The sequence below is a fragment of the Peptococcus simiae genome, from assembly GCF_046097595.1.
GTDB classification, from domain to species: Bacteria; Bacillota; Peptococcia; order Peptococcales; family Peptococcaceae; genus Peptococcus; species Peptococcus simiae.
In genome coordinates this window covers 323,075-349,583 of the sequence record NZ_JBJUVG010000001.1, presented here as the reverse complement: position 1 = coordinate 349,583, position 26,509 = coordinate 323,075, and the positions used below count along the sequence as shown (strand labels likewise).

Genomic DNA, 26,509 nt, shown 5'->3' with positions numbered 1-26,509 from the left:
ACTGAATAAAATGCTTCTTCAAATCTTTTCCTATCTACTTGCTTAGATGAATTTAAATAAAAGCCTTCGTTATATATTGATTTATCTTCAGAATTAGCAATTTCATACCAAATCCCCTTTTGAATATCGTTTAATTTGATTTCCATTTATATCACCTCTCAACTAAATTACGCAATTCAAAAAATGTCTTAATAGAAAGTATACTTTCTAAACTTATTCTAGGATCTTTATTATGACAATACTCATAAATACGTATCAATTCTATAGACGTTACTCCTTGACTTATAAGATTTTGATCTGGATCAAATTTATCGGGAAGTAACTCAGCAATGTTAATGTCCTTAAAAAACTTAATACCTCTCACATATCGATCTTTATTCTTATATTTTAGAATTTTTATTAACTTCACTTTATCTGTCTTACCACGATCTGTAGTAGGAATATTTTTAACATACACAATTTTTGACGGAATCATATATTTTGGTAAGTTCATTCTAATCTTTTTATTAATATCTTCCATGGGTAAATCAGATTCGTTACATTGCACAAATAGAATTATATCCAATCCATGTTCATGATTTTCTATAGGAAGAACATATGCATTTTCCACAAAAGGTAATGACAACACAACGGAACGTATAGCAGAGAGCGATACTCTAAATCCTCGTACTTTTATTTCGTCGTTTTTTCGACCTAATAGAATAATATTACCATTTTCTATTAATGCGTTATCATTAGTAAGATACCAGCATCCTTCTACATTATTTATTCTTGTTTTTAAAAGGTTAACAGCAAGCCCGTCTCCATTTATCGCTAACTCCCCTTTTTCTGCCATTACGTATTGTCCGTTATCTTGTCTAGAGACTACCAATACAGTAGAACCAGCAAATCCTTTGCCTACACTTATATATGATTTTGAAGCTATAAGCTCTTCTTCACTTACTATATGTGCTGCTACAAGAGACCCATACTCAGAACAACCAAGAGCGTGAATGATTCTGGAGGATTTTTGAACTATTTTGTCTTTGTATTTATCAAACGGGAAAAAATCTCCAGAAATAACAATCGTACTGACTTTATTTAATATTTCTGGTTGAAATTCCAAAATAATACGAAACATAGGAGCTGATAAGTTAAGAAAATTAACTCCAGCCTGCTTAATTGATTTTATTATTTCTTCCTGTGTTGGCACTATATTTTTTGTAATTACTAAACTTCCTCCATTAAGAATCGTCCCCCAAATATCAATTGTTGCTGCACCAAAATTTGGTTGAACACTGAAAAGATGTACATTGCTAGAGTTAATATTAAAAAAACCAAACCCATTCATCATTCGACTTATTGCATTTATAGGTAAAAAACAAGGCTTAGGTTCACCAGTACTACCTGATGTTTCCAGAATAAAGGCAACTTCTTCTAATGAGATCTCAGCTTTTAAACTATTAATCTTATCTATAATGTAATCCTCAGAGCCACTCAAATTCGCTTGAGTAATTTTTGCTTGTGCTGTTTTGCCTATATATTCTTCTGGTTGAGAAATACGAGCATTACCATGTGCTACAATTCTTCCTGACAATATTGTAGCAATAATTAATTGAATATAAAGAATTCTATCTGATACATCAATTATAACAACAGCTCCTTTCTCTATTTCGGCATCTTTCATTTTTTGATTATATTTATTTATAAATTCTCCAATTTGTGCATAAGTGATATTACATTTGCTGCTAATAATAAAGGATTTATCTTTATATTTATTTATATTACTCTCTATTTTAGAACTTACCTTATTTAACATAAAATCCCCTCTCTTTATTTAATAACCAAAGTAATAATATGATTATCAATAATTATAAATTCGCCTACTATATATTCAATATTGTCATTTGGTAATTTACATTTAGCGTAAAATATGTCTTTATTTGCAATCAGCTTAATCTCACACTCTTCTGGTTTAAGTTTATAATTTAGTTTATTACACCAATACTTATACATTGTTTCTTTAGTGCTAAAAATTAAAGTCTCCCAAAAAATATTAGGGTTTTTTTTCAAATCTATACATTGCTGTAATTCATATTTACTAAGAATTAATCGCTCAACTTCTTTTGGAAGTGCTTTATTACACTCTATATCAATTCCACAAAAAATCTTATGATCTGACCTGATTACTACAACCGCTCCTTTATGAAAGCAATGAGAAATACTTCCCTCAATACCATCTGGCCATATTGGAATGCCTTCTTGTGATTTCAACAATGGTGTATTATCTTTTCCTAATTCTTTCAAAGCTTTATGCGAAAAATATCTACCTGTACAAAATTCTCTCTTACGCTTCAATACAGAACCACTGATAATTTCATATTCCTCTCTAGTTAAAGTTGTTGTATTGTATATATGCTCCCCATAATATATAATCGCTTCTTTATTCAGTTTGGAAAATAATTTATCTTTCATTTACATCACTCATTATTAATAAATCTCCACAAACTTTATTAAATTCTTAGAAGTATAAGATTCTTTGCACCTAATAAAATCTATAGGATAACCTTGAAATAATAATTCTCCTCCAAGATTACCTCCTTTAGGTCCCAGGTCTACAATCCAGTCAGCTTGGCTTATTACTGATAAATTATGCTCTATTATTATTAATGTATTACCATCACTAACCAATTCACGAACTAGAGTCATTAACTTATCAATATCTGCTTCATGAAGTCCTGTTGTTGGCTCATCTAGGATAATGATCCCTTCTATTTCTTTACTAAGCATCTGAGCAATTTTTAATCTTTGAAGTTCTCCGCCCGAATAAGTGTCTAAGGTCTGCCCAAGTTTAATATATGATAGGTTTGATTTCATTAAGGAATTTAAAACTTGCTTTATCTTAGAATTATCAAAAAATATTTCTTGAGCATCTTTTACTGATAAGTTGAATATCTCATTAATATCCTTGCCTCTATATTTATAGGAAAGAGTTTTATCATTAAATCTTTTTCCACCACACTTTTCACATATGTGTTCAGAGTCTCCCAAATAGGCTAAATCAAGTTTTATCGTTCCTTTTCCCTTGCATTCAGGGCAAGCCCCTTTTCCTCTTACTGAAAAGAGATTTTTATTCACCCTATTTTCTCTTGCAAAAAGTTTCTTGATTTCATCATATATATTTAAATAAGTGATAATATTTGACTGACTCGATGCCTGTGGCAGACTCTGGTCTAAAACAATAGAATCTGGATATTTACTTGTAAAAATTTCCCTTATTAAGGTACTTTTACCTGAACCAGCAAGACCTGTTACAAGAGTTATCGCCTTTTTGGGAATTTTTACCGATATATTCTTTATGTTATTTTTCGACACATTTTCTAAAGTATAATATCCTTCGAAATTTTTCCTAGTTTCATTAATTTGATGTTTCTTTGTAAATGCTTTAGCAGTGATAGTATTGGATGTTAATAAGTCTTTGTAAGTACCCTGAAAGGTGACCTTACCACCATCTTCTCCTGCGCCTTCTCCAAAATTTATAATTTCATCTGAGCATTTAATCATATCTTGGTCGTGGTCGACAAATAAAACAGAATTTCCTTTATCTTTTAAAGCTTTAAAAATATTTGTTATCCCCTTAATATCTTCTGGATGAAGACCTACGCTTGGTTCATCAAAAATATAGAGAACATCTGATAGTGAGCTGTTAAGATATTTAACCATTTTTATTCTTTGAGATTCACCACCAGATAGGCTTTTTGTTCCTTGATTTACTTTTAAGTAATCTAAGCCAACAAGGGAAATGCTAGTTAATTTTTCTTTTAAGGCTTTTATGATCTCTTTAACCTTATCTTCTTTAATACCAGCTATAAAGTTATACAAATTAATAATATCCATATTAGAAGAGTCAGCTATGGACTTGCCCTTTATCTTGGCACTTAAAACCTCTTTGTTAAGTCTTGCTCCATGACATACTGGACAAGTCTTTGTTATTAAAATCCTTTGTAAATCTTCTTGATATTGAGGATGCTGAACATTTACAAAGGTCTCCATAATACGAGGAATAATTCCATAATACTTAGCTGTCTTATGCCAGTTCTTGCTAGGATTTTCAGGCTTTATCTTTGGCGAATTTAAAAGCATGTCTAATTCTTTTTTAGTGTAATCAGATAATTTTTTATCATTGTCAAAATACCCTGATTCCGTATACCTGGTTAATCTCCATCCTCCATTTTGAAATGTAGGAAATTTTACAGCGTTGTCATTTAAGGATTTATTAAAGTCAATTAATTTATTGATATCTATCTCTCGAACTATACCTAATCCTTGGCAGTTTTTACACATTCCTTCAGGATTGTTAAAGGAATACTTCATAGAATATCCGATGAAAGGTTTTGCTAGTCTTGAATAAAGTAATCTCAAGTCTGAATATATATCGGTAACTGTCCCAACTGTTGACCTTGAATTTCCACGAATCCTCTTTTGATCAATCACTAAAGAAACTGGAAGATTAGATATTGAGTCAACATCTGGCTTTTTATATTTAGAAAGTAAGTTTTGAACATAGGAAGAATATGTTTCATTCAATAGTCGTTGAGACTCTGCTGCAATGGCATCAAATACGAATGAAGATTTTCCTGAGCCAGAAACTCCTGTGACGCCAACAATTTGATGCTTAGGTATTTTTACTGTAATATTTTTTAAATTATTTGTTCTAGCCTTTTCTACATAAATGAAATCATTCATCTTTTTCTAACCTATTCTTTCTCAATTCATTGGATAGTATATTCGATAGTCTTATAAAAATTTCTTGTTCTTCTTCAGTAAAAGACTTAGATGCAATTTCAAAAATTGAATTGTGCTTTTTTGATATTTCTTCTAAAAGCTTACTTCCCTCATTTGAAAGTGAAGTATATAACTCCCTACCATCTAATTTATTAGGAAATTGTTCAATATATCCCATAGATTTTAGACCTTTTAAAGCTTTTGATAACTTTGTTCTTGTTATTCCTAAAATAATACTTAAATCTGAGGGCAATACTTTTTCTAGTTTTTTTACCTGACTTAGTATGTCATATTGTAACCATGATATATTTTTAGGATTGACTAAATTCCTTTCTGCAACCATCTCGCATTGCAATTCCATAATTGCTCTTTTTAAATCCATAATTTCACCTCAAAGTAATTTCTATATAGAAATTATACTACTTTCGAAATTATTTTAAAACTATTTCCGGTATCATTCTGGTTACAATTTTCTATCATTTACTGCTCTATCTTGTTTTATTTGTTCTTTTTTTACCTAAAATATACTTTGTACTCAAGTTATTTATAAACAAAAAAATAAAGGCAGTCCGAAGACCGCCGATATTTATCTCTCTGTTCCTTTGCTATGTTCTTTCTTATTTTGCTTAGCTTTGTCATCTGTCTTAAAGCTTTTTATTTGCCCTAATATGGACTTTTTATCCTTATATTGACTCTTTACTTGTTCTTTTGCTTTTAAGAGCTTAGAAGACAAAATACGAGCATTTTTATGTTCTTTCCCGTTATTATCAATACTTGTTTTAACTTGCCCGAAGATTTTAACAAAATCTCCTTGTTTAAGATTCTCTAAATCTTTTGTCTTATCTCCATAGGCTGAACAATTGGTATATACTTTATTTCCATCATCATCTTTTGAAACAATTGAAAAATTACTTACTTTAAACTTTTCTCCATTTGCATTTTCTCTTTCAAGATTTTCTACTTTGCCAGCTATATTACCCACGAGATTTATGAGGTCATCTTTTTCTTCAAGTTCATTGGTATTTTCAATGAGCTTACCTTGTTCTTTCATGTCATCAATCATATAGTCAAAGTCATCACTTAGTAGACCTGTTGTGTCATTGTTCATATATAAAACATAGACTTCTTCAAGTGCCTTTTCATCATTAACACCTTTTTCTATACTCACAAGTGCTTTTATAAAGTCCTTGTAGTTATCATTCATCATTTCTTCTATGTTTTCTCTAATATCTTTGTATTCCATAATTTCCTCCTTGTACTAAATAAGGAGAGCCTTTCGCTCTCCTCTATCTTTCTTGTCCTTTTTCGTTTTTCTCTTGATTTTTATCTTTTTCTTCTTCTGATTTGAATTTTGATATTTGTCCCAATATTGATGGTTTCTCTTCCCTTGCGTGAAGATTATCCTCAACATCATAAGTTGATTCAAAGTAATCACTATCTTTAAAATCATTGTCATACCTATCTGGTATTCCGTCATTATCAAGATCTTTTGCAAGCGGATCATAGAAGTTTCCATCATCATCTATTTCTAGTCCCAGGGCTTGTTTTAAATCTTCTTCATCTACTGATACCAGATCATCAAAACTTGACATCTTTATGGCTTCAGTCATGTCTTTAAGAGCTTGTGAATTAGATATATCTTCTTCTACAAAAGATTCTGTTCTAATAGCAACATTATCTACATACTGAGTCCATGTTTTTTCTTCCAAATTTACCTCATATTGAATAGAGTGCTTACCATCTGGTGTTTCTGTATAGGCAAGTCCTATATGGCTTAAATCAGGATATAGTTTATCAAAGTCTTCATAGCTATTAGATTCTGAAAACTCATAGTTAGAATAATCAACTATCGCCCTCTTTAAATCTTCTAATAATGGTGATTGGTTTTCTAATTCTTCTACTTCTCCCATATCTAAAAGTTTATTAATCTCAGCTAGTCTTAGTGTCTTATCCCTTAACTCATCTGCTTTTTCAAATGGTTTAGTTAATTCTACCTTGGCATTTTCTAAAGATTCTTTATAGTTTTCAAGGTTTTGATTTAACCTTTCAAGTCTTGAAGGCATTTTTTCAATTGCATTATCAAGCCTTGTTATATTACCATCAGTAGAGTTTGAAAGCTCTCCAAAGTATTCTGCTTTTCCTAGTAGTTTAAAGGTGTGAGTATTAGTCATAAAGTTATATGAAACTTGTAAGCCTAAATTTCTATACTTCCCAATAACCTTGCTATCATTTATCTTTACTTTTTTTATTTCTTCTAATAGCTTTTCTCCAGCCTCTTTCTTATCTAAAATTTTATTTCCACCAAGACTGATTGAAGTGAATTTGCTATCTCCTTCTCCTAATTTCTCAACACTTGCAATATCTTCTTTAACTGCTTGTATTTCCATTTCAGTTTTTAAAATACTTTGAGGATAAATTTTATTTACCTTATCTTCAAGCTTATATTTATTAGACTTATAGTTTGCTTCTAACATTTTTAATTTTGTAACTTCATTATCTAAATCCATTTTTTCTTTAATTAGGGGATTACCAGTAGCCAAAGCCTTAATTTCTGAATAAGACAGACTTGCTTCATCAACATCTTCTGCAACTCTTACGGGAGTTTTTGAAGTCATAATTTGAGATATAAATTTTTGCTTATTCTCTATTGTCTGGTCGAGTAGGTCGAGGATATTACTATCCCCTTCCCCTCTAAGAACCGTGCATGAGAGTTTCCCCTCACACGGCTCAAGTTTTTATAAGCCCTGATTAAAGAGCCAGCGTGTTTTCTTCATCATTTATATGCAATTTTCTATGACACCAAGGGTGTACTAATGTTTTAAGGGTAATATTATTTTGAATTGTTTGATGTACTCTAAAGTCTGTATCAATAGTTATTTTCTCCCCACAAACAGGGCATATTCCATTTTGCGTTTTATACAGTCTATTTATAACTGTACGTCCTTTAAGTTCGTTTCGTATTTTTAACTCTTCTCTTTCTTCAAAGTATATTTGCCAATTTTCATCAAATGGATTTGCTTCAGCTTGTATCTTAGTAAATCTTTTAATATCAGTATCTGTAGCATATTTAAGACGAAGATAGTATTTCTCGCCATTTTCCATTTTCTCGCCAGTTGCTACACTGAAAGTCCAAGTTCTATTTCCAATGGTATGGAAGTATTTTTTAGCTATCCATTTTCTACTTTTCTTTGGATGTCTACGAACGCACCAGATCCACAAGCTTTTATATATTTCATAATCAAGTTTTTCAAAGGCTTTAGATGAAACATTATATTTCTGATAGTTTACCCAACCTATAATGATTGGATTTAATTTTCTAATCAAAATTTCTTGTTTCATTGACGGATTATCTTTTATGACTCGTCTGATTTTATCGACAATAGCCTTGAAGTTCTTATCAGATGGTTTTGTCAGCAACTTATCTTTATACATCCTAATATTAACTCCAAGAAAATCAAAACCGTCATTTATGTTTGTTATAAGTGTCTTTTCTTCTGATAATTCTAAACCTCTTTCAGCCAAGAATTTTACAATGATTGGCTTTACACCATTTTCAAGCAATTCTGCACTTTCCCCTGTAACGATGAAATCATCTGCATATCTAACAAAGTTAACCTTTGGGAAATATGTTTTCTTATTTACTGTTCTTCTATGGTATTTCTCTTTGATTGCTTTTTCTAAACCATCTAATACCATATTGGAAATAATGGGTGATATTGGCGAGCCTTGGGGACTTCCTGTTTCTGTTGGAAATAGTTTTTGTTTTTCTATATATCCACATTCAAGCCAAAGTTTTAATAATTTCTTGTTCATTGGGATATTATTTAATATCCATTCATGACTTATATTATCAAAACAACCTTTTATATCTCCCTCCAGTACCCATTTTGCAGATTTCTTTTTATTGAGTGATGTAAAACACTGCTCGATAGCATCTTGTGTACATCTTTTTGCCCTAAATCCATAAGAATTAGGATCAGCAGTAGTTTCTGCTATGGGTTCAAGTGCAAATTTATATAGAGTTTGCATTGCTCTATCTGTCATTGTAGGAATGCTGAGAGGTCTTTTCTTCCCATTTTTCTTTGGTATATACACTCTTCTAAGAGGCTTAGGTTTATATCCTCTTAAATTTAGCTTTTCTATCGCCTTATATTTTGCCTGTGATGTTAGCCATAATTCACCATCAACACCACTTGTTTTCTTGCCTTGATTTTCAGTTACCCTCTTAATAGCCAAGGCTTTTGCATAAAATGAAGTTGTGAGTAAATGTTGTAAAGATTTTACCTTTCCATATTTACTCATTTTCCACGCTTTCACAATACGCATTTGTAGTTTTTTAACATAGCTTTCTGCTAGAGAAAAATCTATACTTTCCCAGTTTTTAGCTCTGTTAGTAGTAGCACACATTTTACTGTTCATTTGCTTTCTCCTTTCAAAAATTCTACAAGTTCTCTTGTGATTAAAAACCAAATGGAAGTCTGCACTCTTTCAAGTTAGGGCAAATTTTGAACCCCTACCCATCTCATTACAAGATGGCATTCGCTTTTTCCATTCTCCTTTACCTGCACCATTATCAGCATTTCTTACGATTTGCCTTGCCTTATGGCAATAGTGCAGGCTTACCATGTTTCACTTAATTAACGTTGATAACTTAGGCTCTACCTCTCTGCCGGTAGTCTTTTTGTCCGTGTAATCCCACTATGGAAAGGATTATCCGACTACACACCATTTTGGTTCAGGCTTATCAGCAACTTTAGCCTGTTCACCTTAACGACATTTATCAGTAGTTCACATATGTTAGCCATATTATCAAGCCTCGCTCCCTAACCACCTTGTTGCTGGCAGTTTCGGTATTTCCTCACGGTTTTACCTCAAGTAGGGCTACTTTAGTATCGGCTTACCACACCTAAGTGCAGTCGATACTCGGCTCAACTAACGGAATAGTTGGTTTGGTCATTTTGCTAAACAGTTAAATTAAGCGACTTCATGTCGCACCCATAAATAAGCGTCAAATGTATTTTCTGTTACATATCTAAAGATATTTACCTTATCATTTTCATTACCTTGACGAACAATTCTACCACTTCTTTGCTCTAGGTCAGACGGTCTCCATGGGACGTCTAAATCGTGTAAGGCTATTAGTTTGTTCTGTACATTTGTACCTGCTCCCATTTTTTGAGTAGAGCCTAATAATACTCTTACTTCTCCTCTTCTTACCTTAGAGAACAATTCATCTTTTTGTTTATCCGTATCTGCTTCGTGTATAAAGGCTATTTCTTCTTTTGGTATTCCCATATTCACTAGCTTATTTCTAATATCATCATAGATATTAAATTCTCCATCTCCTTTTGGTGTAGACATATCTGAAAATACTAATTGGGTCGATGATTTTTCTTTTGTCTTATCCCAGATTGAAAAGATGTTTTTAACACATACATTTACCTTTGAATTAGGATCATCTGGAAGTAGTGGATTTATTAATCTTTGATCAAGGGCAAGTTTTTTACCATCATTTGTAATCTTTAGCATATTATCTTCTGTTGGTTCTACTTGGTTATTTCTAACTGCGTCTGCTCTTTCTGATAAGCTAGTTAATATTTCTTTTTGTTCCTCAGTCGGTTTTGTTTTAATAACTTCAAAATTTGCTTCAGGAACTGGCAAATTTAACATATCTGAAGTCTTTATATCTGCTACTTCTTTAAACATAGACATCAGCTCTGGCAAGTTATAGAACTTTGAAAATCTTGTCTTTTGCCTATATCCAGTACCTTCTGGAGATAACTCAAAGGTGTTTTCTGTTTCTCCAAAAGTAGAAGCCCAGGCATCAAAATGTTCTAATCCCCTTGCCTTTAAATCATCATACTGAAGGTATCTTTGCATGGTATAAAGCTCAGTCATTGAATTTGATATTGGTGTACCAGTAGCAAATACAAGACCCTTACCTCCAGTCATTTCGTCCATATACCTACATTTCATAAACATATCTGAAGACTTAAAGGCTTCACTCTGCCCGATACCAGCAACATTTCTCATCTTAGTATGCAAGAATAGGTTTTTGTAATTATGAGCTTCGTCTATAAATAACTTATCTACTCCTAGCTCTTCAAAGGTTATTACATCATCTTTTTTAAAGTCATCATTTAGTTTTTCTAGTCTTACCAAGAGTTTTTTCTTTGTCTTTTCCAGTTGTTTAACTGTGAAATTTTCTCCTCTATTTCTTTTATTCTCATCAATAAAGGAAACTATATCATCTATTTGGTCTTGTATATGTCTTACCTGGTATTCTTTGGACATTGGTATTTTTTCAAATTGAGAGTGTCCTATGATGACTGCATCATATTCTCCTGTTGCAATCCTACCAATAAATCTTTTCCTATTTTTTGGTTGAAAGTCTTTTTTATCGGCCACCATAATATTTGCTGACGGATATAACTGCATAAACTCTCTACCAATTTGAGTGGTTAGGTGGTTAGGAACTACAAATAATGATTTACTTGCAAGCCCTAACTTTTTAGATTCCATAGCAGAAGCTACCATTTCAAAAGTCTTTCCTGCTCCTACTACATGGGCAAGTAGTGTATTTCCTCCATATAGAGTCCTTGCTATGGCGTTTTTTTGATGTTCTCGTAGTCTGATTTCAGTATTCATTCCATCAAAAGTTAAGTTAGAGCCATCAAATTCTCTATTTCTAATTGAATTAAATTTTTCATTATAAATCTTTTCTAGCCTATATCTTCTATCAGGATCTTCAAATATCCAGTTCTTAAATTCCTCTTTAATCAATTCCTGCTTTTGACTTGCAAGCATAGTTTCTTTTTTATTTAATACAGAAGTCTTAGAACCATCATCGTTTATTACTTGGTCAAATACCTTCGTATCTTTTAGATTAAGAGCATTTTCAATTAGCTTATAGGCATTAACTCTACTTGTACCATAAGTCATGTTAGCAAGGTCATTAGTCGAGTCAACACTTTTACCTTCAATATTCCATTCACTTGTGTGTGGTGAGAACCTAACATTTATATTCCACCTATCATAACCTGGTGTTTTTAAAAGATTAAAAGTAAAGTCTTCTATATCTTTTTGAGGTATCCAAGTTGCTCCTAACCTTACATTTATATCAGAAGCAGTGAGTTCTTCAGGCATAACTTCTTGTAATTTTTCTCTCTGATATTTGAGTTTGCTTAACTCATTTAATAATGTGTCTTTCTTTTCAGAAGGTGCTAAATCTATTACATTTTCAATTTCTCCGATATATGAATTGAGGTATCCAATTTTTTCTCTAATATTTCCACTTAAATATTCATCAGCTGATACATATGAAAAATGAAATGGATCGTCATTGTTAAAGTTTTCAAAGGGCATTCTGTTATTTATCAGGTCTGTATCCTTAATATCTAAAAATATCTCGCCTTCAAGTTCACCAATTAAGGTGTCCCTATCTTTATTAGTGATAGATCCCATATATTCAAAATCTACATATCCCTTTTGTGAAACTGATAAAACTAAAGCTTCAAGGGAAGTATCTACATGGTCTACTACCTTTGCCTTTGTGATTGTTCTTTTTGAAAATATGTCACTCTTAGCTTTGAAATTATCCTCATCATCAAGTATTTCTATTGATGATACTAAAGGAAAGTTTGAGTCTTCCTTTAAGGCTCTAGTGTTTGATAAGGAGTTAATAAATCCATGTTTCTTTGAAAAGTTATCATAGACTTCATTTAACTTTGCTTGTGACTCTTTTATTTCTTCATCAGAAAAATCATCTTTTTGTTTTTCTATTACATCTTTTAAAGCATTCATTACATCAAGATAATCTTTTATTTTCTCTTTGTTTTTATCTGATATATTTTTCTTAATTAAGACTGAGTTTTCTCTTAGGTAGACTTCTTCATCAATGATGGTATAGGAAAAATTCTTAACATCATCTGTTGCTGGAAGACTTAATTCTTCATCTTCCAATAGCTCGACTTCTTCATATTTTGAGTTTGAAGATATTTCCTTACTTGCAAGATCCATTAAATCTTTTAACTTTTCATCTTCTTTTTCATCACAAGTAATAGTATTTCCAAATCTTCCAGATACTTCTTTCATATCCCCTAATACCATCTGAGGATTATCTACAAAGTATTTATTATAAGTCAAACCCTTTTTATCAGTTGTTAGGTGTATCCAATCGTCATCTCTTTCTATAACCGAATCTCTCTTTTTTAAGAAAATAATATCTGAAGTAACTTCTGTACCAGCAAGACCTTTAAATGTTGTATTAGGAAGCCTCATAGCTCCTAAAAACTCACATCTAGCATTAATATATTTTCTAACAGATTCATCTTTTTTATCCATAGTTCCAGATGAAGTTATGAAGGCAATAATTCCTCCATTCCTAACCTTATCTATTGACTTGGCAAAAAAATAATCGTGAATCAGAAAGTTATTTCTGTTATATTCACGATCGTTTACTTTAAAATCTCCAAAGGGAACATTTCCTATAACTAAGTCAAAGAAATTATTTGAGAAGTTTGTTTCTTCAAAGCCTTTAATTTGAATATTGGCTTCAGGATAAAGCTCTCTTGCTATTCTTCCGCTTAGACTATCTTTTTCTACTCCATATACTTTAGAGCCTTTTATTTCACTTGGCATATTACCAATGAAGTTACCAACTCCTGCAGACGGTTCAAGGATATTTCCAGTCTTAAATCCCATATCTTTTAGAATCTTATATATTCCGTCCATTACCTCTCTAGGTGTATAAAATGATGTTAAAGTAGACTCTTTAGCATTCAAATACTCTTCATTTGTTAGATTTTCTTTTAAAATATTTCTTGCTTCAAGCCATTGCCCTCCTTTTTCTTCATCGAAGACATCGGAAAGACCTCCCCAACCCAGATAATCAGCCAGATATGCTTGTTCATACTCTCTTGGACTCCTATTTTCATTTTCAAGTCTTTTGAGCATTTTAATAGCTTTGATATTTTTATCTAACTTTTCTGATGGTGTAAGGTATTCCGAGTAGATATGATTTTTCAAGTCATAATTTCTAGCGAAACTTAGCCTTTCCTTATTAGGTTCATAGCCTAGATTTTTTAAATCCTCTTTACCTCTCAATAAGTTTTCGGCTGCTTCCCTTGGGACATCATACCTATCCATCATTTGGTCAATTTCGGGATTGTAGTTATCAATAAAGCTTTCTTGCTCTACTTGTCTTTCAATTTGTTTTTCATGCTCAGATAATTTGTATATCTCATAATTTCCACTATCTAAAAGGTCATCAATCTTTCTACTTTCTTCAAATGTTTCACCTTTATATAAGGGAATTTCTTCTCCATTAACTTCTACCTTAGTTCCAGCTTCAATTAAGTTAATTCCATCAAAGGTATTCTTATCTTCTAAAATAAATTCTTTTCCAACCTTTACTGCTAATTTTTCTGATGTTTGAGTTAGATTTTCAAAGATTTCTTCAAGGTATGAATCGTTTCTATATGGAATTACTTCCGAACCCCTAATCATACCTCCCATATACTCCATATTATCTCTAATGGTTACAGTTTTAAGTCCTCCACTTAGTTCATCAAAATCTGTAATGGTAAAGTCCTTATCTTTATATCTAACCTGATCACCTATCTTAAACTTAGGCTCTATCTTTTCCTTAACTTCTTCTTGTGAAGCTTTTTCCTCACTTAGTGCAACTTGCTCTTCTAAATATGAAAATTCACGCTCATTAACTTCTTCACCATCTCCAAGGTCAATCCTATAATGTTCGACAACTTCGCCGTCTACATAGTGATCAAAATAGAATTTGAAATATCCGATATAATCATCAGTCATTTCTCCAAATTCATTTTCTCCATGAGTTTGATTATGGTCTTTAATATCAATATCCTTTTGTCTTAGGATATTGATTAAGTCTTTAGTTACTATCTGCCCACTATAATCGGGAACTAATTCGTGATTTTCATTAAATTCTACAATCCAGTAGTCTTTTCTTTTTTCAATGTTGTTGCCATCAAAAAAAGAAGCTTCGTCAGCTTCCTTTTCTTGGCTTATTTCATTTTCTAAGCTTCCACGTATTCCTTGATTGCCATTCTCTTCACTGTTGCCATCAAGTTGTTCATCTGTCCTTGGTATTGTTCTGGATTCTCTCTCATCATCTTCTCTGTCAATCCTTGTGCTTTCATCATTTTGACTTTCTCTCTCTTGATAAAGTCCACTGCCTGATTCTGGATTTCCTTCAGATGGTTCAAAAGTGTTTTCTCCTCGTACATTTCCTGCAGCTTCTTCCAGTTCTCCATGTCCTCGCTCCCTACCAGGTAAGACAGTCTTAGAACTGCGTATGTTGGATTCGGAAATCTCTCCATAAATTCCAGATCCTTCTCCATCATGTCCAAGGTTTTCTCTTCGATCTTCATTGCTATTTCTTCTGTAGCTTCCATCTGTGAAAACTCGTCCATCTCTACTTCTTGACCTATCATCTCGTCTATATAAATCATCTTGACCTCCTCTATCTTCATTTATATTTTCTATATCTCTATTATAGTCGGCAGCGACCCTTTCTGTCAGCAGCCTAGCTCGATCCATTTCCTTAGATTTTTCTATTGTTCTATCTATAATATCTTCACTAATCCTTGATATTACAAGACCTATCTGCTCTAAAGAAATTGTATTTATCCTAGAAAAATTATTTTTTAAATTTTCCAAATCCATAGGATAGACTGTATTAAACCTATTAGCTACTGCATAGGATATTGAGTCTCTCATAAACTTTTCAAAACTCAGTCTATCCTCTATATCTATTCTCAAATCAGCAAGAGCCAAGTTAATGTATTCATCTCCATAAATTCGACTTAAAGAAAATATGTTTTCGTTTAGTGAATCACTAGCTTCAAATGAAGAATCTCTTATTATTTCTTTTAAAGCCTCGTTATGGTTTTCGTGGTCAAACTGCCATAAGCTAACCTCATTAATATTCCTATCCATTGATGTTGTCTGACTAATATCAAAGATGTATGAAACTCTTTGACTTACATCACTTCCAACTAAAATTGGAATTCCCTTCTCTCCTCTCATAACAACTCGACCAAAATATTTTTTCCACATATCAAAAGTCGCACAAGCTCTAGCTTCAGGTTCTTTGTTATATATACTTAGTTGGCTAGAAAAATCATATTTCTGATTGTTACCTATAACCTTTAAGAGTTTTAAATATTCATTTTCATCTTGCAAAACTTCATACTTTATTGCTTCTTGTATATTCTTAAAATCATTTACTTGCATTTCCTACCTCCATTCTATGAATTTCTTTTATAATAGCCATTAAAATATCAACCACAATAGAATTACCGGCCTGTTTATATAGCTTGCTTGAAGTACAATTTTTTCTTCTTGGATGTGCTTCTTCTAGTTTGTTAATATCACTGTCATCAAAACCCATGAGTCTTAAACATTCTCTTTCTGTTAAATACCTATACTGACCATTTCCAATATCTATTATTCCAGAATTTGGTACTCTCATTTGTTTTGTAGAAATAGTATAAGAAAAATCTTTAATCACTTTTAATCGCCCTCTAAAACTATTATCTATGCCTTTATTTAAAAATTTCAGCATATAAGGTTGGGTCATTGTATAAAGTTCACTTACATCCTTTTCTAAAAATTCACTTAGTGGTCTTGTTTCTTTCCTCTCCAATTTATTAAAAGAAAAGTTATTTGCTCCAAGACATGAAACAACAAATATCCTTTCTCTTTTTTGAGGTATCCCAAAATCCATTGCATTTAAGATTTTATACTTGCTTTCATATCCTAGGCTCTCTAGCTCTTTTAGATAAATAAAAAAGGAGTCCCTCATATTTCTATCAAGGACTCCCTTTACATTTTCCCAAATTATCCATTTAGGTTTATCTTTCATTTCTTTAATTATTCTAATTGTTTCAAATAGTAAGCTTGATCTAGTTCCTGAATTCTTTGCTCCTCCCTGCTTTTTCCCTATTCTTGAAAAGTCTTGGCATGGACTTCCATGCATTATTAAGTCTATCTTCTCATTAGGAGCTTTATATCCTACTACTGATTTTGGCTTATAGTCTTCTCCATAAAGTGCGTTGTATGATTTAACACATGCCTTATCTATTTCTACATAATCAACTACTTCATAAGGTATCTTCAAATTAATAAAAGCCTTTCTAATAGCACCTATGCCACCGAAAAGCTCTAATATTTTTACCTTATTCATTTAGATTATTCTTGTGCCTATCTACAAGCTCCCTTATACTATCTTCAATTTCTCTTAAAAAGTCTTCTTTATCTACATCACCAGAGCTAATCTTTGCAAGTTTCATTTCCCATTCAGATGTTGTTTCTGCTGATTTAAACTTATCCTCTACAATTGATACAAGCCTATTGCCTTTTTCTGTTACAAGTAAATTTTTCTTATCTCTTCTTATGAGATCCTTATGGATAAGATTTTCTATAATTCCTGCTCTTGTAGCTGGTGTTCCTAAGCCTTTTCTTTCTACTTCTATGTCTTTATCCAAAGACTCTACTCCTGCATTCTCCATAGCCTTTAAAAGTGTATCTTCATTATAATGACTTGGAGCTTTTGTAAATTTCTCCGATATATTTTTAGAAGTTAGCTTAATTTTATCTCCAGTCTTTACATCTGGTAATTCATTTTCTTGTTTTTGTTTTCCATAAGGCTTTAGATACTTGGCATAACCTTCATCGATTATAGTCTTGCCACTTGCATTGAAATTAAATTTATCATATTCATATCTGATTTTTCTACTAGATTCCTTTAAGTTATCCGAACATGAAGCAAGTAATTTATCCTTAATTAGATTATAAATTTTGCTTTCTTTATCAGATAAATCTTTAGCTTTTCCAATACCTGATATAGTAGGAATAATCGCATAGTGGTCTGTAACTTTAGATGAATTAAAAATAGACTTAAAGTTTGATTCATTGATTTTAAAATCTTCTTCAAGTCCTTCTAATAATTCTTTCATAGTATTAACCATATCATCGGTTAAATATCTACTATCTGTTCTTGGATATGTGATTAGTTTCTTCTCGTACAAGCTTTGTGCCAGGTTTAAAGTGTCATTTGCTGAATATCCAAAATATTTATTCGCTTCTCTCTGTAAGGTAGTGAGATCATAAGGCTTATCTGGTTTTGTGCTTATTTCTTTATCTTCTACCTCTGTAATAACTATTTCATCTTCTAGCAAGTTTAATAGTTGTTCTGCAACTTCAATTCTATCAATCCTATCTGATACAAGTTTTAATCCTCCATAAAATAGGTCAACTGTATAATATTTTTGCTTCTTAAATAGGTTTATTTCACTATCCCTTTTAGCTATTAAATATAGGGTTGGTGTTTGTACTCTACCAACAGAATATGTTTCCTTGTAAATGCAAGAATAAAGCCTACTTAAATTCATTCCCACTAACCAATCCGCAATTGCTCTTGCATTTGCCGATCTATATAAGTCTTCAAAGTTTTCTCCGTCTTTAAGATTTCTAAAACCTTCTTCAATAGCTTGGTTTTCCATTGAAGATATCCAAAGTCTCTGAATCTTCTTCTTACATTTAGCTTGATTATATACAAGCCTAAAAATAAGTTCTCCCTCTCTTCCAGCATCACAAGCATTTATAACTGTGTCGATATTCTTATCGTTTAAAAGTTTCTTTAAAACTCCATATTGTTTTTTAGTGCTTTTAGATACTTCATAAATATATTCTTCTGGGATTATAGGAAGAGTGTCTATCGTCCATTTCTTCCATTTTTCATTGTGTCTTTCTGGTCTTACCATTTGAATTAAATGACCTACGCACCAAGAAACAATGTAACCACCTCCCTCATAATATCCATTTTTTCTTGTTCTTGCTCCAATTACTTTTGCAATCATAACTGCTACACTTGGCTTTTCTGCTATTACTAATTTCATTAATACCTCCATAAATAAAAAAAGAGCGAAAGATTTCTCTCTCGCTCAAAGTATTTCTCCCAAATATTGTATTATTTTTGGGAGAATTCTATTACTTATTAATTTCTTTTTCTAGTTCTTTAAGAACTTTTATAATCTCTTCAAAGTTTGGATAGTCTCCATAAATCATTTCTGCCATAGCCTTATAATCTTTTTCTATTTCAGAGAATCGGTACTCTCTTGGAACTAACTTCAATTTTCCAACTAATGCATCTTCATACTTTGCCCACTTCCTAGGATAGAATTTCATTTTGAACTCAATCACTTTCTTTAATAAATCTTTATCCTCTAAGGCTTTGTTTTTATAATCTGATTTTGCTATTTTATATAGGTCATAAAAGTGTCTTGCATATCTGTGGGGCATAGGAGAAGCTTCTGGTCTATTTGCTTCATGATGAAGTATAGTTGCCTTTTCCCAAAAAGTTCTCTCTGCTGAGACTGTTCTTATATTAGTTTTTTCTTTAAAAACATTTGGATAGGCTTCTCCAATTATTGGCAGGATTTCCACTTCAATTGCAGGTGTCCATGCTGCAAGGCTTCCTATTTCAAGTCTTATATTTTGTGTTAAATAATTGGATTCAAAGATTTTAGGATATTTACACAGAATTGTTTGTGGGTCTATTGTATCAACCCAAAATTCAAACTCAAAATCCTTTAAATCTTCTTCTAAAACTTTTAAAAATTCATCTCTTAAAAATTCTTCTGTCTTTTCATTAACTTCTTTATTGAATTTATCCTGTTTGGTATTTGATCTTTCTATCCATGGTTCTTTTTCTTCATATCCTAATACTCGCCAATCTAAGATTAGATCTATATCTTCTGAAAATCTTTCTATAAGTCCAAAACACTTTGAAAGTGATGTACCACCTTTAAAGGTTAAATATTCTTTCCATTTATTTTCATTAAATAGATAGTCTAAGATAAAAGTAACCCAATAGTCTTTTTCAATGACTGCTTCAGATATATTTTTCTTTCTGGCTGTATTTACTATTAAAACTCTTAAATCGTCCTTGTTACCTATATAAAACTTATTCATTTTCACCCTCAGAAATTTCTCTTATCACTTCATATATCCATGATGGAACTGATTTTGATTCGTTCGTTAGATCTATTCTTTCTTTTTCAGTTAAATTTTCTCTTATCTTTTGTATAACTTCATTAGTTATATTTTCTTTACCTAAAGACTTAATTGCTTGAATAACTGTTGCAGTCTTTAAGGACATATTTGCAATTTCTCCTGGATTTACTTTTTTAAATTCTAAAATGGTATCTCCAATTTTATATTCCTTGTATCTTCCACTAGATATATATTTATAGTGAGTTGGAACTTGTGTGGATAGTCCTAATAAGTTTAAGGCTGTGCTACTATATGGTGCAATATTCCAATTGTATTTTCTTGCTATGGCAAGTGCTAACTCGTGAATTGATACTGCTTCGTACTCTCCAATTAATTCACTGTATCTTGGATTGTAATAAAAGCCATCAATGACACGCTGAATTTTTCTTTCATTAACCATTCTATTCAATGTCTTTCTAGCAGTTTCATAAGATGTAATATCTAAAAAGTCATTTGCAAAAAATACTTTATGTGAGTCAAAATCATTTATTTTATCTGATATTTTTTCTGTATATGAACTCATTACAATCCTCCTTTGTCCCAAATATCGTATCATATCTGGGACAAAAGTTCAATTGTACTTAAATTTAATATTCTTATAATAGTTCATCGTCTTCATCTAAAGATTCTTCGTGAGTTTCATCATTGTCAGATTCATCTTCTGACTCACTAATATAATCCTCATCATCTTCTTCAAAGTCTTCCAACATTTTATCTTCTCTTGCTTTAACTACCTTAAAATAGTATCCTGCTCCTATAACTCCTCCAATTACAAGTGCAATAATTAGAAATGAACCTATCCCGCTTTTCTTTTCTTCTTTTACTGGAACAACAGTAGGTTCTTCTTTTTTTACTTCTTCTTTCTTAGGTTCTTCAACTTTTATAGTATTTTTATCTTCTGATTCAATCATATTAAGTAGGTCTTGCTCTCCTACTTCTGTCAATAATCTTACATTATCTTGATTTGATGAGTGATCCACTATTAGGTGCATAGTTTTTCCACTTTTGGTTTGAAATGTTAAAAATTGTCTTACATCAACTGGATTTTCTTTATCTTTTTCTGTATCTCCACTTGGTGTAATATCTTTTCCATTCCTATCTACATTTTCAATTACTGAACCTCTTGCCTTATTTTCTTGTGTCGCAAGATTATTTACTGCCTTAGTATTACCGCCTTTTACAAGTGGGGTTTTCTTTGGAGGATTATTTGAAGGTTTGGTTGCTTCACTTGTATTTCCTGGTATTATTGGAACATCTTGATAAGGAATTTCTTCTTTTGACGGTGTAAAAACATCATCTTTCAACATTTTTTCAAATTCTTCTTTTTGTGGTTCATAGATTGATTCGTTTTGACTTTCTATTTGCCCTTCATTTGTCATTGCAAATGTAGTTGCTGGTACTGTAAATGTAAAAAGGAGTAACGCTATGGCTACTCCTCGTTTAATACTCTTATTCATTTTTCTATCCTTTCTTATTTTACATTTTTAAATACATAGACTGCTTTTCTAGCATTGTCCCATTCTATTGTTTGATTTTTACCATCTTTAATATCTCCATGACTTGCTCCAAAAGCTTTAGCAATATTTGAAATTGAAGCATGAATTCTGCCATTTATAATCACTGGCTTAACATCTGAATTATAGACCTTTCCATCTGAATCTTTCATAACACCAGTATCAATATTTAGTCTTAATGTCTTTTTAGCTAGGATATTATTCTCTTTATTTGAGAAAATAGCTTCACGAGTATAGTTGTCATACTCAACATTAAAACCTAGAGTATAAGCGATATATCTTACTGGAATCATAGTTCTTCCTTGATCTACATAAGTTTTTACATCCATATAGACTGTTGTCTTACCATCTTTGTTGATAATGTTATAAAAGTTTTTGTCTACTTGAAAAACTGCAAATTCTTTTTCATCTTTAAATTGTTTTTTGTCCAATTGTTTATCTTGCTCTTTCATCTTGTTAAGATCAAATTGATTTAGGATGTTCTTATCATCAGCTTTCAGAAGTTCATCCCACTTCTTATCTTGAGATTTCTTATCTTCTTTCTTTTCTTTGTTTTCTTTTTGGAGTTTTAGAAGTTCATCTAATTTCTTAGATAAGTCTTGGTTTAGATTTTTATCTTTTTCATCTTTAGCTTGTTTTTCAAGTTCTTCTTTCGATTTTTTATTTGCTTCCTCGATTAACTTCTTTGCTTCTTCAATTTTCTTATCTAATTCTTCTTTTAGCTTTTTAATTTCTTCTACAGAAGCTTTTTGTTTTTCTTCTAGTTCTTTAATCTTCTCTTCTAATTCTTTTTTTGTATTTTCAGAAGATTCTTTTAAACTATCAATAGCCTTTTGAAGCTCTTCAATTTTCTTACAACATTCTGACTTAGAATTTTCTATTTCTTTCTTCTTAGACTCTAGTTCTTTTATCTTAGTATCTTTTTCATCAAGCGCTTTTTCTAAGTCCTTAATCCTATTGTCTTTATCCTCAATTTCTTTATTTTTCTTTGCAAGTTCTCCTTCTAAAGACTCAAGCTTTTCTTGCATTTTTTTGATTTTATTTTCGTTTTTGTCGGTCTTTTCTTTCTCAGCTTCTAACTCCCATTTTGTAGATGAATAATCTTCTTTTAGTTTTGCATTTTCATATTGTAGTCTTTTTAGTTCATCTTTAAGCTGAGTAATTTCTGCTATTAGTTCATCATTATTATTAGAATTTTTAAGATCCTCAATTTCTTTATTTAATTGAGCAATCTTATTATCTTTATCTCTAATCTCTTCTTCTAGCTTAGACTTTTCTTGTTTTAGTTTTTCTCCATTATCTTTGCAAGATTCTAACTTTTTCTTTAATTCATCTATCTTTGATTGGTCTTCTTTTTTCTTATCATTTAAATCTTTGATCTGATTTTCTAGATCCTTAATGTTTTTAGTTAAATCATCAATCTTATTGTCCTTTTCATCAATATCATGACCTGTTAAATCAGTTTGAGTATCAATGGAATATTTATTTGGATTGTATATAGTCATCTTTCCTTGATACATATCATTGTTATAATCAAATTCAAGTTCTACACTATCTACATTCTTATCAAAGACAAACTCTCCATTTTTAAACCTTAATCCATTAGGAATAGATTTGAATCCTTGATTTCCGTTGAAACCAAAATGATTTTCGTAAAATGGATTTTGTTTTGGTCTATATTCAACTTCTTGATTGTGGAATACTCCTTTACTATTAATAGTTGGATTGCCTAAAACTTTTACAGTGTGCAATTTATTTTTTGAAAAAGCATATTGTTCAATTGTCTTCACAGACTTCGGTATAGTTATTTCTTGGAGGTTATTTCTTTCAAAAGCATTATGTTCAATATTTACCAAATTATCAGGTAAAGTCACTTCTCTAAGTCCACAATTGAAAAATGCTAAACCACCAAGGTAAGTTAGACTATTTGATAGTTTTACCTCGTCTATACTTGCATCGAAAAAGGCAGCATAACCTAAATGCTTAACAGAATCAGGAATAATTACTTTATCCCAATGTTTGCCACGTCCAAATTCTCTTTTATATCTAAGTTCATCGTTTGAATGACTTAAAGAATAATTTCCATTTACAGACTTCGTTCCTTCAGGAAATACTAGAATATTTGTCTTTTCTTTCTTTTCTAAGCCTTTATCACTAAAGGCAATTATATTTCCCTCAGAGGAATACATAAAATCATCTTCCGTCCAAGTAACATCAGACTTTGCAAATGCACTTGTATGCACAGTTGATGTCAAAATTAATAAAAGAGCCATAAAAAAGGCTCTTAGTCTGTTCGTATTAAATTTCTTCATTATGAATGTTCTCCTTTTCTTTTAATTTTTCTTCTTTTTTTCTATCATTGATTTTCTCCACTAATTCTTCCAAGCTAATATTGTTCCTCCTAAGAGTTACAATTATTTCTTCATTTTCAACTTGTATTTCTTCATCGCAAATTTCCTTGTATTTTGCATTTAAATCTTTCAATTTCTCTTCTATTTTTTTCTTTTTGTTTCTAATACTTATAAGCTTCCTGTTCACATAATATCTCCCTTCTATCTTGGTCTTCCAAAACCATAAAAGTGTGATTTCCAATATTTTGAATTTATTGATGTGTATTGAATTGGATCTCCTGCGTGAATCATCATTCCGTTACCTGCATATATGCCTACATGAGATATTGGAGTTCCACTGTTATATGTTGAGTGGAAAAATATAATATCTCCAGGCTGAGCTTCACTTGGACTTACTGGATTGCAATAGTCTTTGTATATTCTCCATGCAGTTGTTCTTGGCATTCTCTTTACTCCAGACTTAGTAAATGACCAACATACAAAACCTGAACAGTCAAAGTTAGATGGTCCACTTGCTCCAAACACATATCTTTTGCCTATATGTTTTTCTGCTTCATTAAATAAGGCTTTAGCAGTGGCTGAATCAAAAGCAAGACCAGGATTTCCAAAGTTTGGATTGTCTATTATTTCTCCTAAGTCCCCATTACCTGATCCAAAAACATCACCCATATTCCCCTTAGCTTCAAGAAGAGCTTCATAATGAACTACATTGTCTGGATAATCTTTAAATATTTCCCTAACAACTTCATCCATTTCTTTTTTCTTTAAAGTTACAATTAACTTTTTATATTCATACTCTTCTTTTTCATAGCTAGTATAGGGATTGCCACGACTATCATATCTTGTTCTTGCTACTGTTTTTGTTCTAATTTCAATTTCTTCCTTAAAATCAAGCTTATACATCTTATCGAAAAGATCTTTTAAAATTCCTTTTACTTCAGATGCTGATTTTACTTCTCCACATCTTGAAGTTATATAGGATAAAAGTTCATGGGTATTATGACCAATTTCTCCTTCTTTGTTTATGATATATTCGTCATATCCAGGATGACTTGTCTTTACACCTTCTATTTGTGATTGTAGGTCATATTCCATTGATGAAAATTCTTGATTAACTTCACTTAGAACTGTATCTTGTGATAGGTATGTTGTTGTCATTACTGAGTTTACTGAATTGCTTAGTCCACTCATACCAACACTTCCGCCACCAATCATGATTGATAGCATAAGACCTAGTCCTATTACTAGAAATAGAACCATCTTACTTTTTCTTACTATTAGCTCTTTAGAAGCCTTCCCTAAACTTAAAATAGCTTTTTTTACTCTATCTACAAGTCTTGTTTCGTGCTTTTTAGCTATCATGCTTTTCATTTGTTTTCTCTGGTAAAACTTCTTAAATCTATTTTTCTTTATATAGGCATCTGACTTTTTTAAATCTTCCAAGCCGCTTTTAAACTCCAACTTGCTTTTTCTCTTTCTTATTTTCTTATCAAGTTTAGATAGCTTTTTTAAGGACTTTTTCTTTTTATCTAGCTTATACTTCCTTATTCCATGCTGGAGCTTAGAGCTTACATTAGCGACTTTTTCTCCAGATTCTACACCAGTATTATCAGATCCTGAACTTAGATAATCTCTCACTAACTCTGATGACTTAGCTCCAGATAATAAAACCCCAGAAGATAGGCTTCCTTTAGTTTTATTCTTTAAGATATTATCCTTTAGCTTACTTTTAGACTTTTCAAGCTCTCCAATCTTTTTATCTGAGATAAAATCTTTAACATCTTGTGATTTCTTAGAATCTTTCGGTGTAGCTTTCTTAGATTCATTTTTTAAGTTATCAATTTTCTTTCGAGTGAATTTATCACTTTTATAATTTTTTCTCTTGTAGTAAGTCTTCTTTTTATTAACTTTCTTTTGTTCTGAAGGTTTAAGATTTGTTTCCTTTTCATCCTTTACAAATTCAAGATTATCGTCTTTAATCTCGGTATTATCAAAAGTCTTATCTGTATCAACTCCGCTTAGCTTATTTTCTTTATCTATTTCATTAGAAATTTTTTCCTTATCCCTAAACTTCTTTTCTTGATAAAGCTTCTGCTTTTGCTTTTTATCGATACTAGTATTACTCTCGTTATTGCTTACTTCATCTTTAACAAGCTTATCTTTTCTATATACTCTCTTGCTTTTCTTTGCTTCGATAGGTTTATCTTCGCTTGTGTAGATTCGCTTAGACTCTTTCTCGTTGATTTTGTCTTGGAATTTATCCTTACTATGGATAAGTTTATCCTCATAATTTTTAAGAACTTGTCTTTTACTTGATGGCTTCTTATTGCTTATTACTTCAGAGTTAGCTGGAATATCATCTGTTGTTAATTTATTAGAATTAATATTTCTACTGTTTTCACTACCAAAATTCACCTTTTTGAAGTCTACATCTAACTCTTCATCAAGTTTAAAGCTTTCATCTGTCCTTATTTCAAGATTAGTTTGTTTTGTTTTTTCAGCCTTATTCTTATTATCTAAAACTTCTTTTCTAATTCTTTCCTTGTTTTTAGCCTTCTGAAAGTCTTTTAGTCTATCTTGTTTTTGATCTTTAGATAATACATTCTCATGAATAAGTTTAGATTCTTTTTCTGAAATTTTATCTCCGAACCTATCCTTAGTTTTAATAATCTTATTGGTATAATCATCTGAATGAACAAGTTTACTATCTACATTCTTTTCAGGAGCATCCCTATTTCGGATAATTTTCTTTTGAAAATCTTTTTTTATTTTTTTATCCATATCACA

16 protein-coding genes are annotated in these 26,509 nt (G+C 31.3%); all 16 read right to left on the bottom strand.

Annotated elements, in window-relative coordinates; genetic code table 11:
- Positions 1 to 151 precede the first annotated feature (151 nt).
- The 16 genes from ACKQTC_RS01410 to ACKQTC_RS01335 all read right to left on the bottom strand — a co-directional run bounded on the left by ACKQTC_RS01410 (position 152) and on the right by ACKQTC_RS01335 (position 26,503).
- Positions 152 to 1,798 carry an AMP-binding protein gene (locus ACKQTC_RS01410; protein ID WP_408976646.1) on the bottom strand — a complete coding sequence of 549 codons (1,647 nt, stop codon included), beginning with the start codon at positions 1,796 to 1,798 and terminating at the stop codon, positions 152 to 154.
- A 14-nt stretch (positions 1,799 to 1,812) separates the two neighbouring features.
- Positions 1,813 to 2,454, bottom strand: a complete 642-nt coding sequence (locus ACKQTC_RS01405; RefSeq protein WP_408976645.1) for a 4'-phosphopantetheinyl transferase family protein — start codon at positions 2,452 to 2,454, stop codon at positions 1,813 to 1,815.
- Positions 2,455 to 2,469: 15 nt separating this feature from the next.
- Positions 2,470 to 4,725, bottom strand: a complete 2,256-nt coding sequence (locus ACKQTC_RS01400; RefSeq protein ID WP_408976644.1) for an ATP-binding cassette domain-containing protein — start codon at positions 4,723 to 4,725, stop codon at positions 2,470 to 2,472.
- Complete coding sequence (locus tag ACKQTC_RS01395) at positions 4,718 to 5,146, bottom strand: MarR family winged helix-turn-helix transcriptional regulator (RefSeq protein ID WP_408976643.1); 429 nt, start codon at positions 5,144 to 5,146, stop codon at positions 4,718 to 4,720. Before ACKQTC_RS01395 ends, ACKQTC_RS01400 begins: the two co-directional genes overlap by 8 nt.
- A 204-nt stretch (positions 5,147 to 5,350) precedes the next feature.
- The gene (locus tag ACKQTC_RS01390; protein WP_408976642.1) at positions 5,351 to 6,007 is read right to left on the bottom strand and encodes a DNA-binding protein; all 657 of its coding nucleotides are present in this window, start codon (positions 6,005 to 6,007) and stop codon (positions 5,351 to 5,353) included.
- A gap of 43 nt (positions 6,008 to 6,050) precedes the next feature.
- A complete protein-coding gene (locus ACKQTC_RS01385; protein ID WP_408976641.1) occupies positions 6,051 to 7,379 on the bottom strand; it encodes a helicase in 1,329 nt (442 codons plus the stop codon).
- A gap of 133 nt (positions 7,380 to 7,512) precedes the next feature.
- The gene (ltrA, locus tag ACKQTC_RS01380) at positions 7,513 to 9,183 is read right to left on the bottom strand and encodes a group II intron reverse transcriptase/maturase (protein WP_408976640.1); all 1,671 of its coding nucleotides are present in this window, start codon (positions 9,181 to 9,183) and stop codon (positions 7,513 to 7,515) included.
- 555 nt (positions 9,184 to 9,738) lie between these two features.
- The gene (locus tag ACKQTC_RS01375; RefSeq protein WP_458295178.1) at positions 9,739 to 16,035 is read right to left on the bottom strand and encodes a helicase-related protein; all 6,297 of its coding nucleotides are present in this window, start codon (positions 16,033 to 16,035) and stop codon (positions 9,739 to 9,741) included.
- The gene (locus tag ACKQTC_RS01370) at positions 16,022 to 16,987 is read right to left on the bottom strand and encodes a DNA cytosine methyltransferase (protein ID WP_408976639.1); all 966 of its coding nucleotides are present in this window, start codon (positions 16,985 to 16,987) and stop codon (positions 16,022 to 16,024) included. Before ACKQTC_RS01370 ends, ACKQTC_RS01375 begins: the two co-directional genes overlap by 14 nt.
- Positions 16,980 to 18,701, bottom strand: coding sequence for a DNA topoisomerase 3 (locus tag ACKQTC_RS01365; protein ID WP_408976638.1), 1,722 nt, complete (start codon positions 18,699 to 18,701; stop codon positions 16,980 to 16,982). The genes ACKQTC_RS01370 and ACKQTC_RS01365 overlap by 8 nt, the downstream gene beginning before the upstream one ends.
- Positions 18,702 to 18,792: 91 nt before the next feature.
- Positions 18,793 to 19,776: a nucleotidyl transferase AbiEii/AbiGii toxin family protein gene (locus ACKQTC_RS01360; protein WP_408976637.1), complete on the bottom strand. Its 984-nt coding sequence runs from the start codon at positions 19,774 to 19,776 to the stop codon at positions 18,793 to 18,795.
- On the bottom strand, positions 19,769 to 20,380 hold the full coding sequence (locus tag ACKQTC_RS01355) for a DUF6088 family protein (RefSeq protein ID WP_408976636.1): 612 nt from the start codon (positions 20,378 to 20,380) through the stop codon (positions 19,769 to 19,771). The genes ACKQTC_RS01360 and ACKQTC_RS01355 overlap by 8 nt, the downstream gene beginning before the upstream one ends.
- A gap of 73 nt (positions 20,381 to 20,453) precedes the next feature.
- Positions 20,454 to 21,314, bottom strand: a complete 861-nt coding sequence (locus ACKQTC_RS01350) for a CD1107 family mobile element protein (protein ID WP_408976635.1) — start codon at positions 21,312 to 21,314, stop codon at positions 20,454 to 20,456.
- Between the two features lie 14 nt (positions 21,315 to 21,328).
- Positions 21,329 to 23,683: a leucine-rich repeat protein gene (locus tag ACKQTC_RS01345; protein ID WP_408976634.1), complete on the bottom strand. Its 2,355-nt coding sequence runs from the start codon at positions 23,681 to 23,683 to the stop codon at positions 21,329 to 21,331.
- Positions 23,670 to 23,909 (bottom strand): hypothetical protein, encoded by a 240-nt coding sequence (locus ACKQTC_RS01340; protein WP_408976633.1) that lies wholly within the window; start codon positions 23,907 to 23,909, stop codon positions 23,670 to 23,672. The genes ACKQTC_RS01345 and ACKQTC_RS01340 overlap by 14 nt, the downstream gene beginning before the upstream one ends.
- A gap of 14 nt (positions 23,910 to 23,923) precedes the next feature.
- Positions 23,924 to 26,503 carry a C40 family peptidase gene (locus tag ACKQTC_RS01335; protein ID WP_408976632.1) on the bottom strand — a complete coding sequence of 860 codons (2,580 nt, stop codon included), beginning with the start codon at positions 26,501 to 26,503 and terminating at the stop codon, positions 23,924 to 23,926.
- Between the last annotated feature and the right edge of the window lie 6 nt (positions 26,504 to 26,509).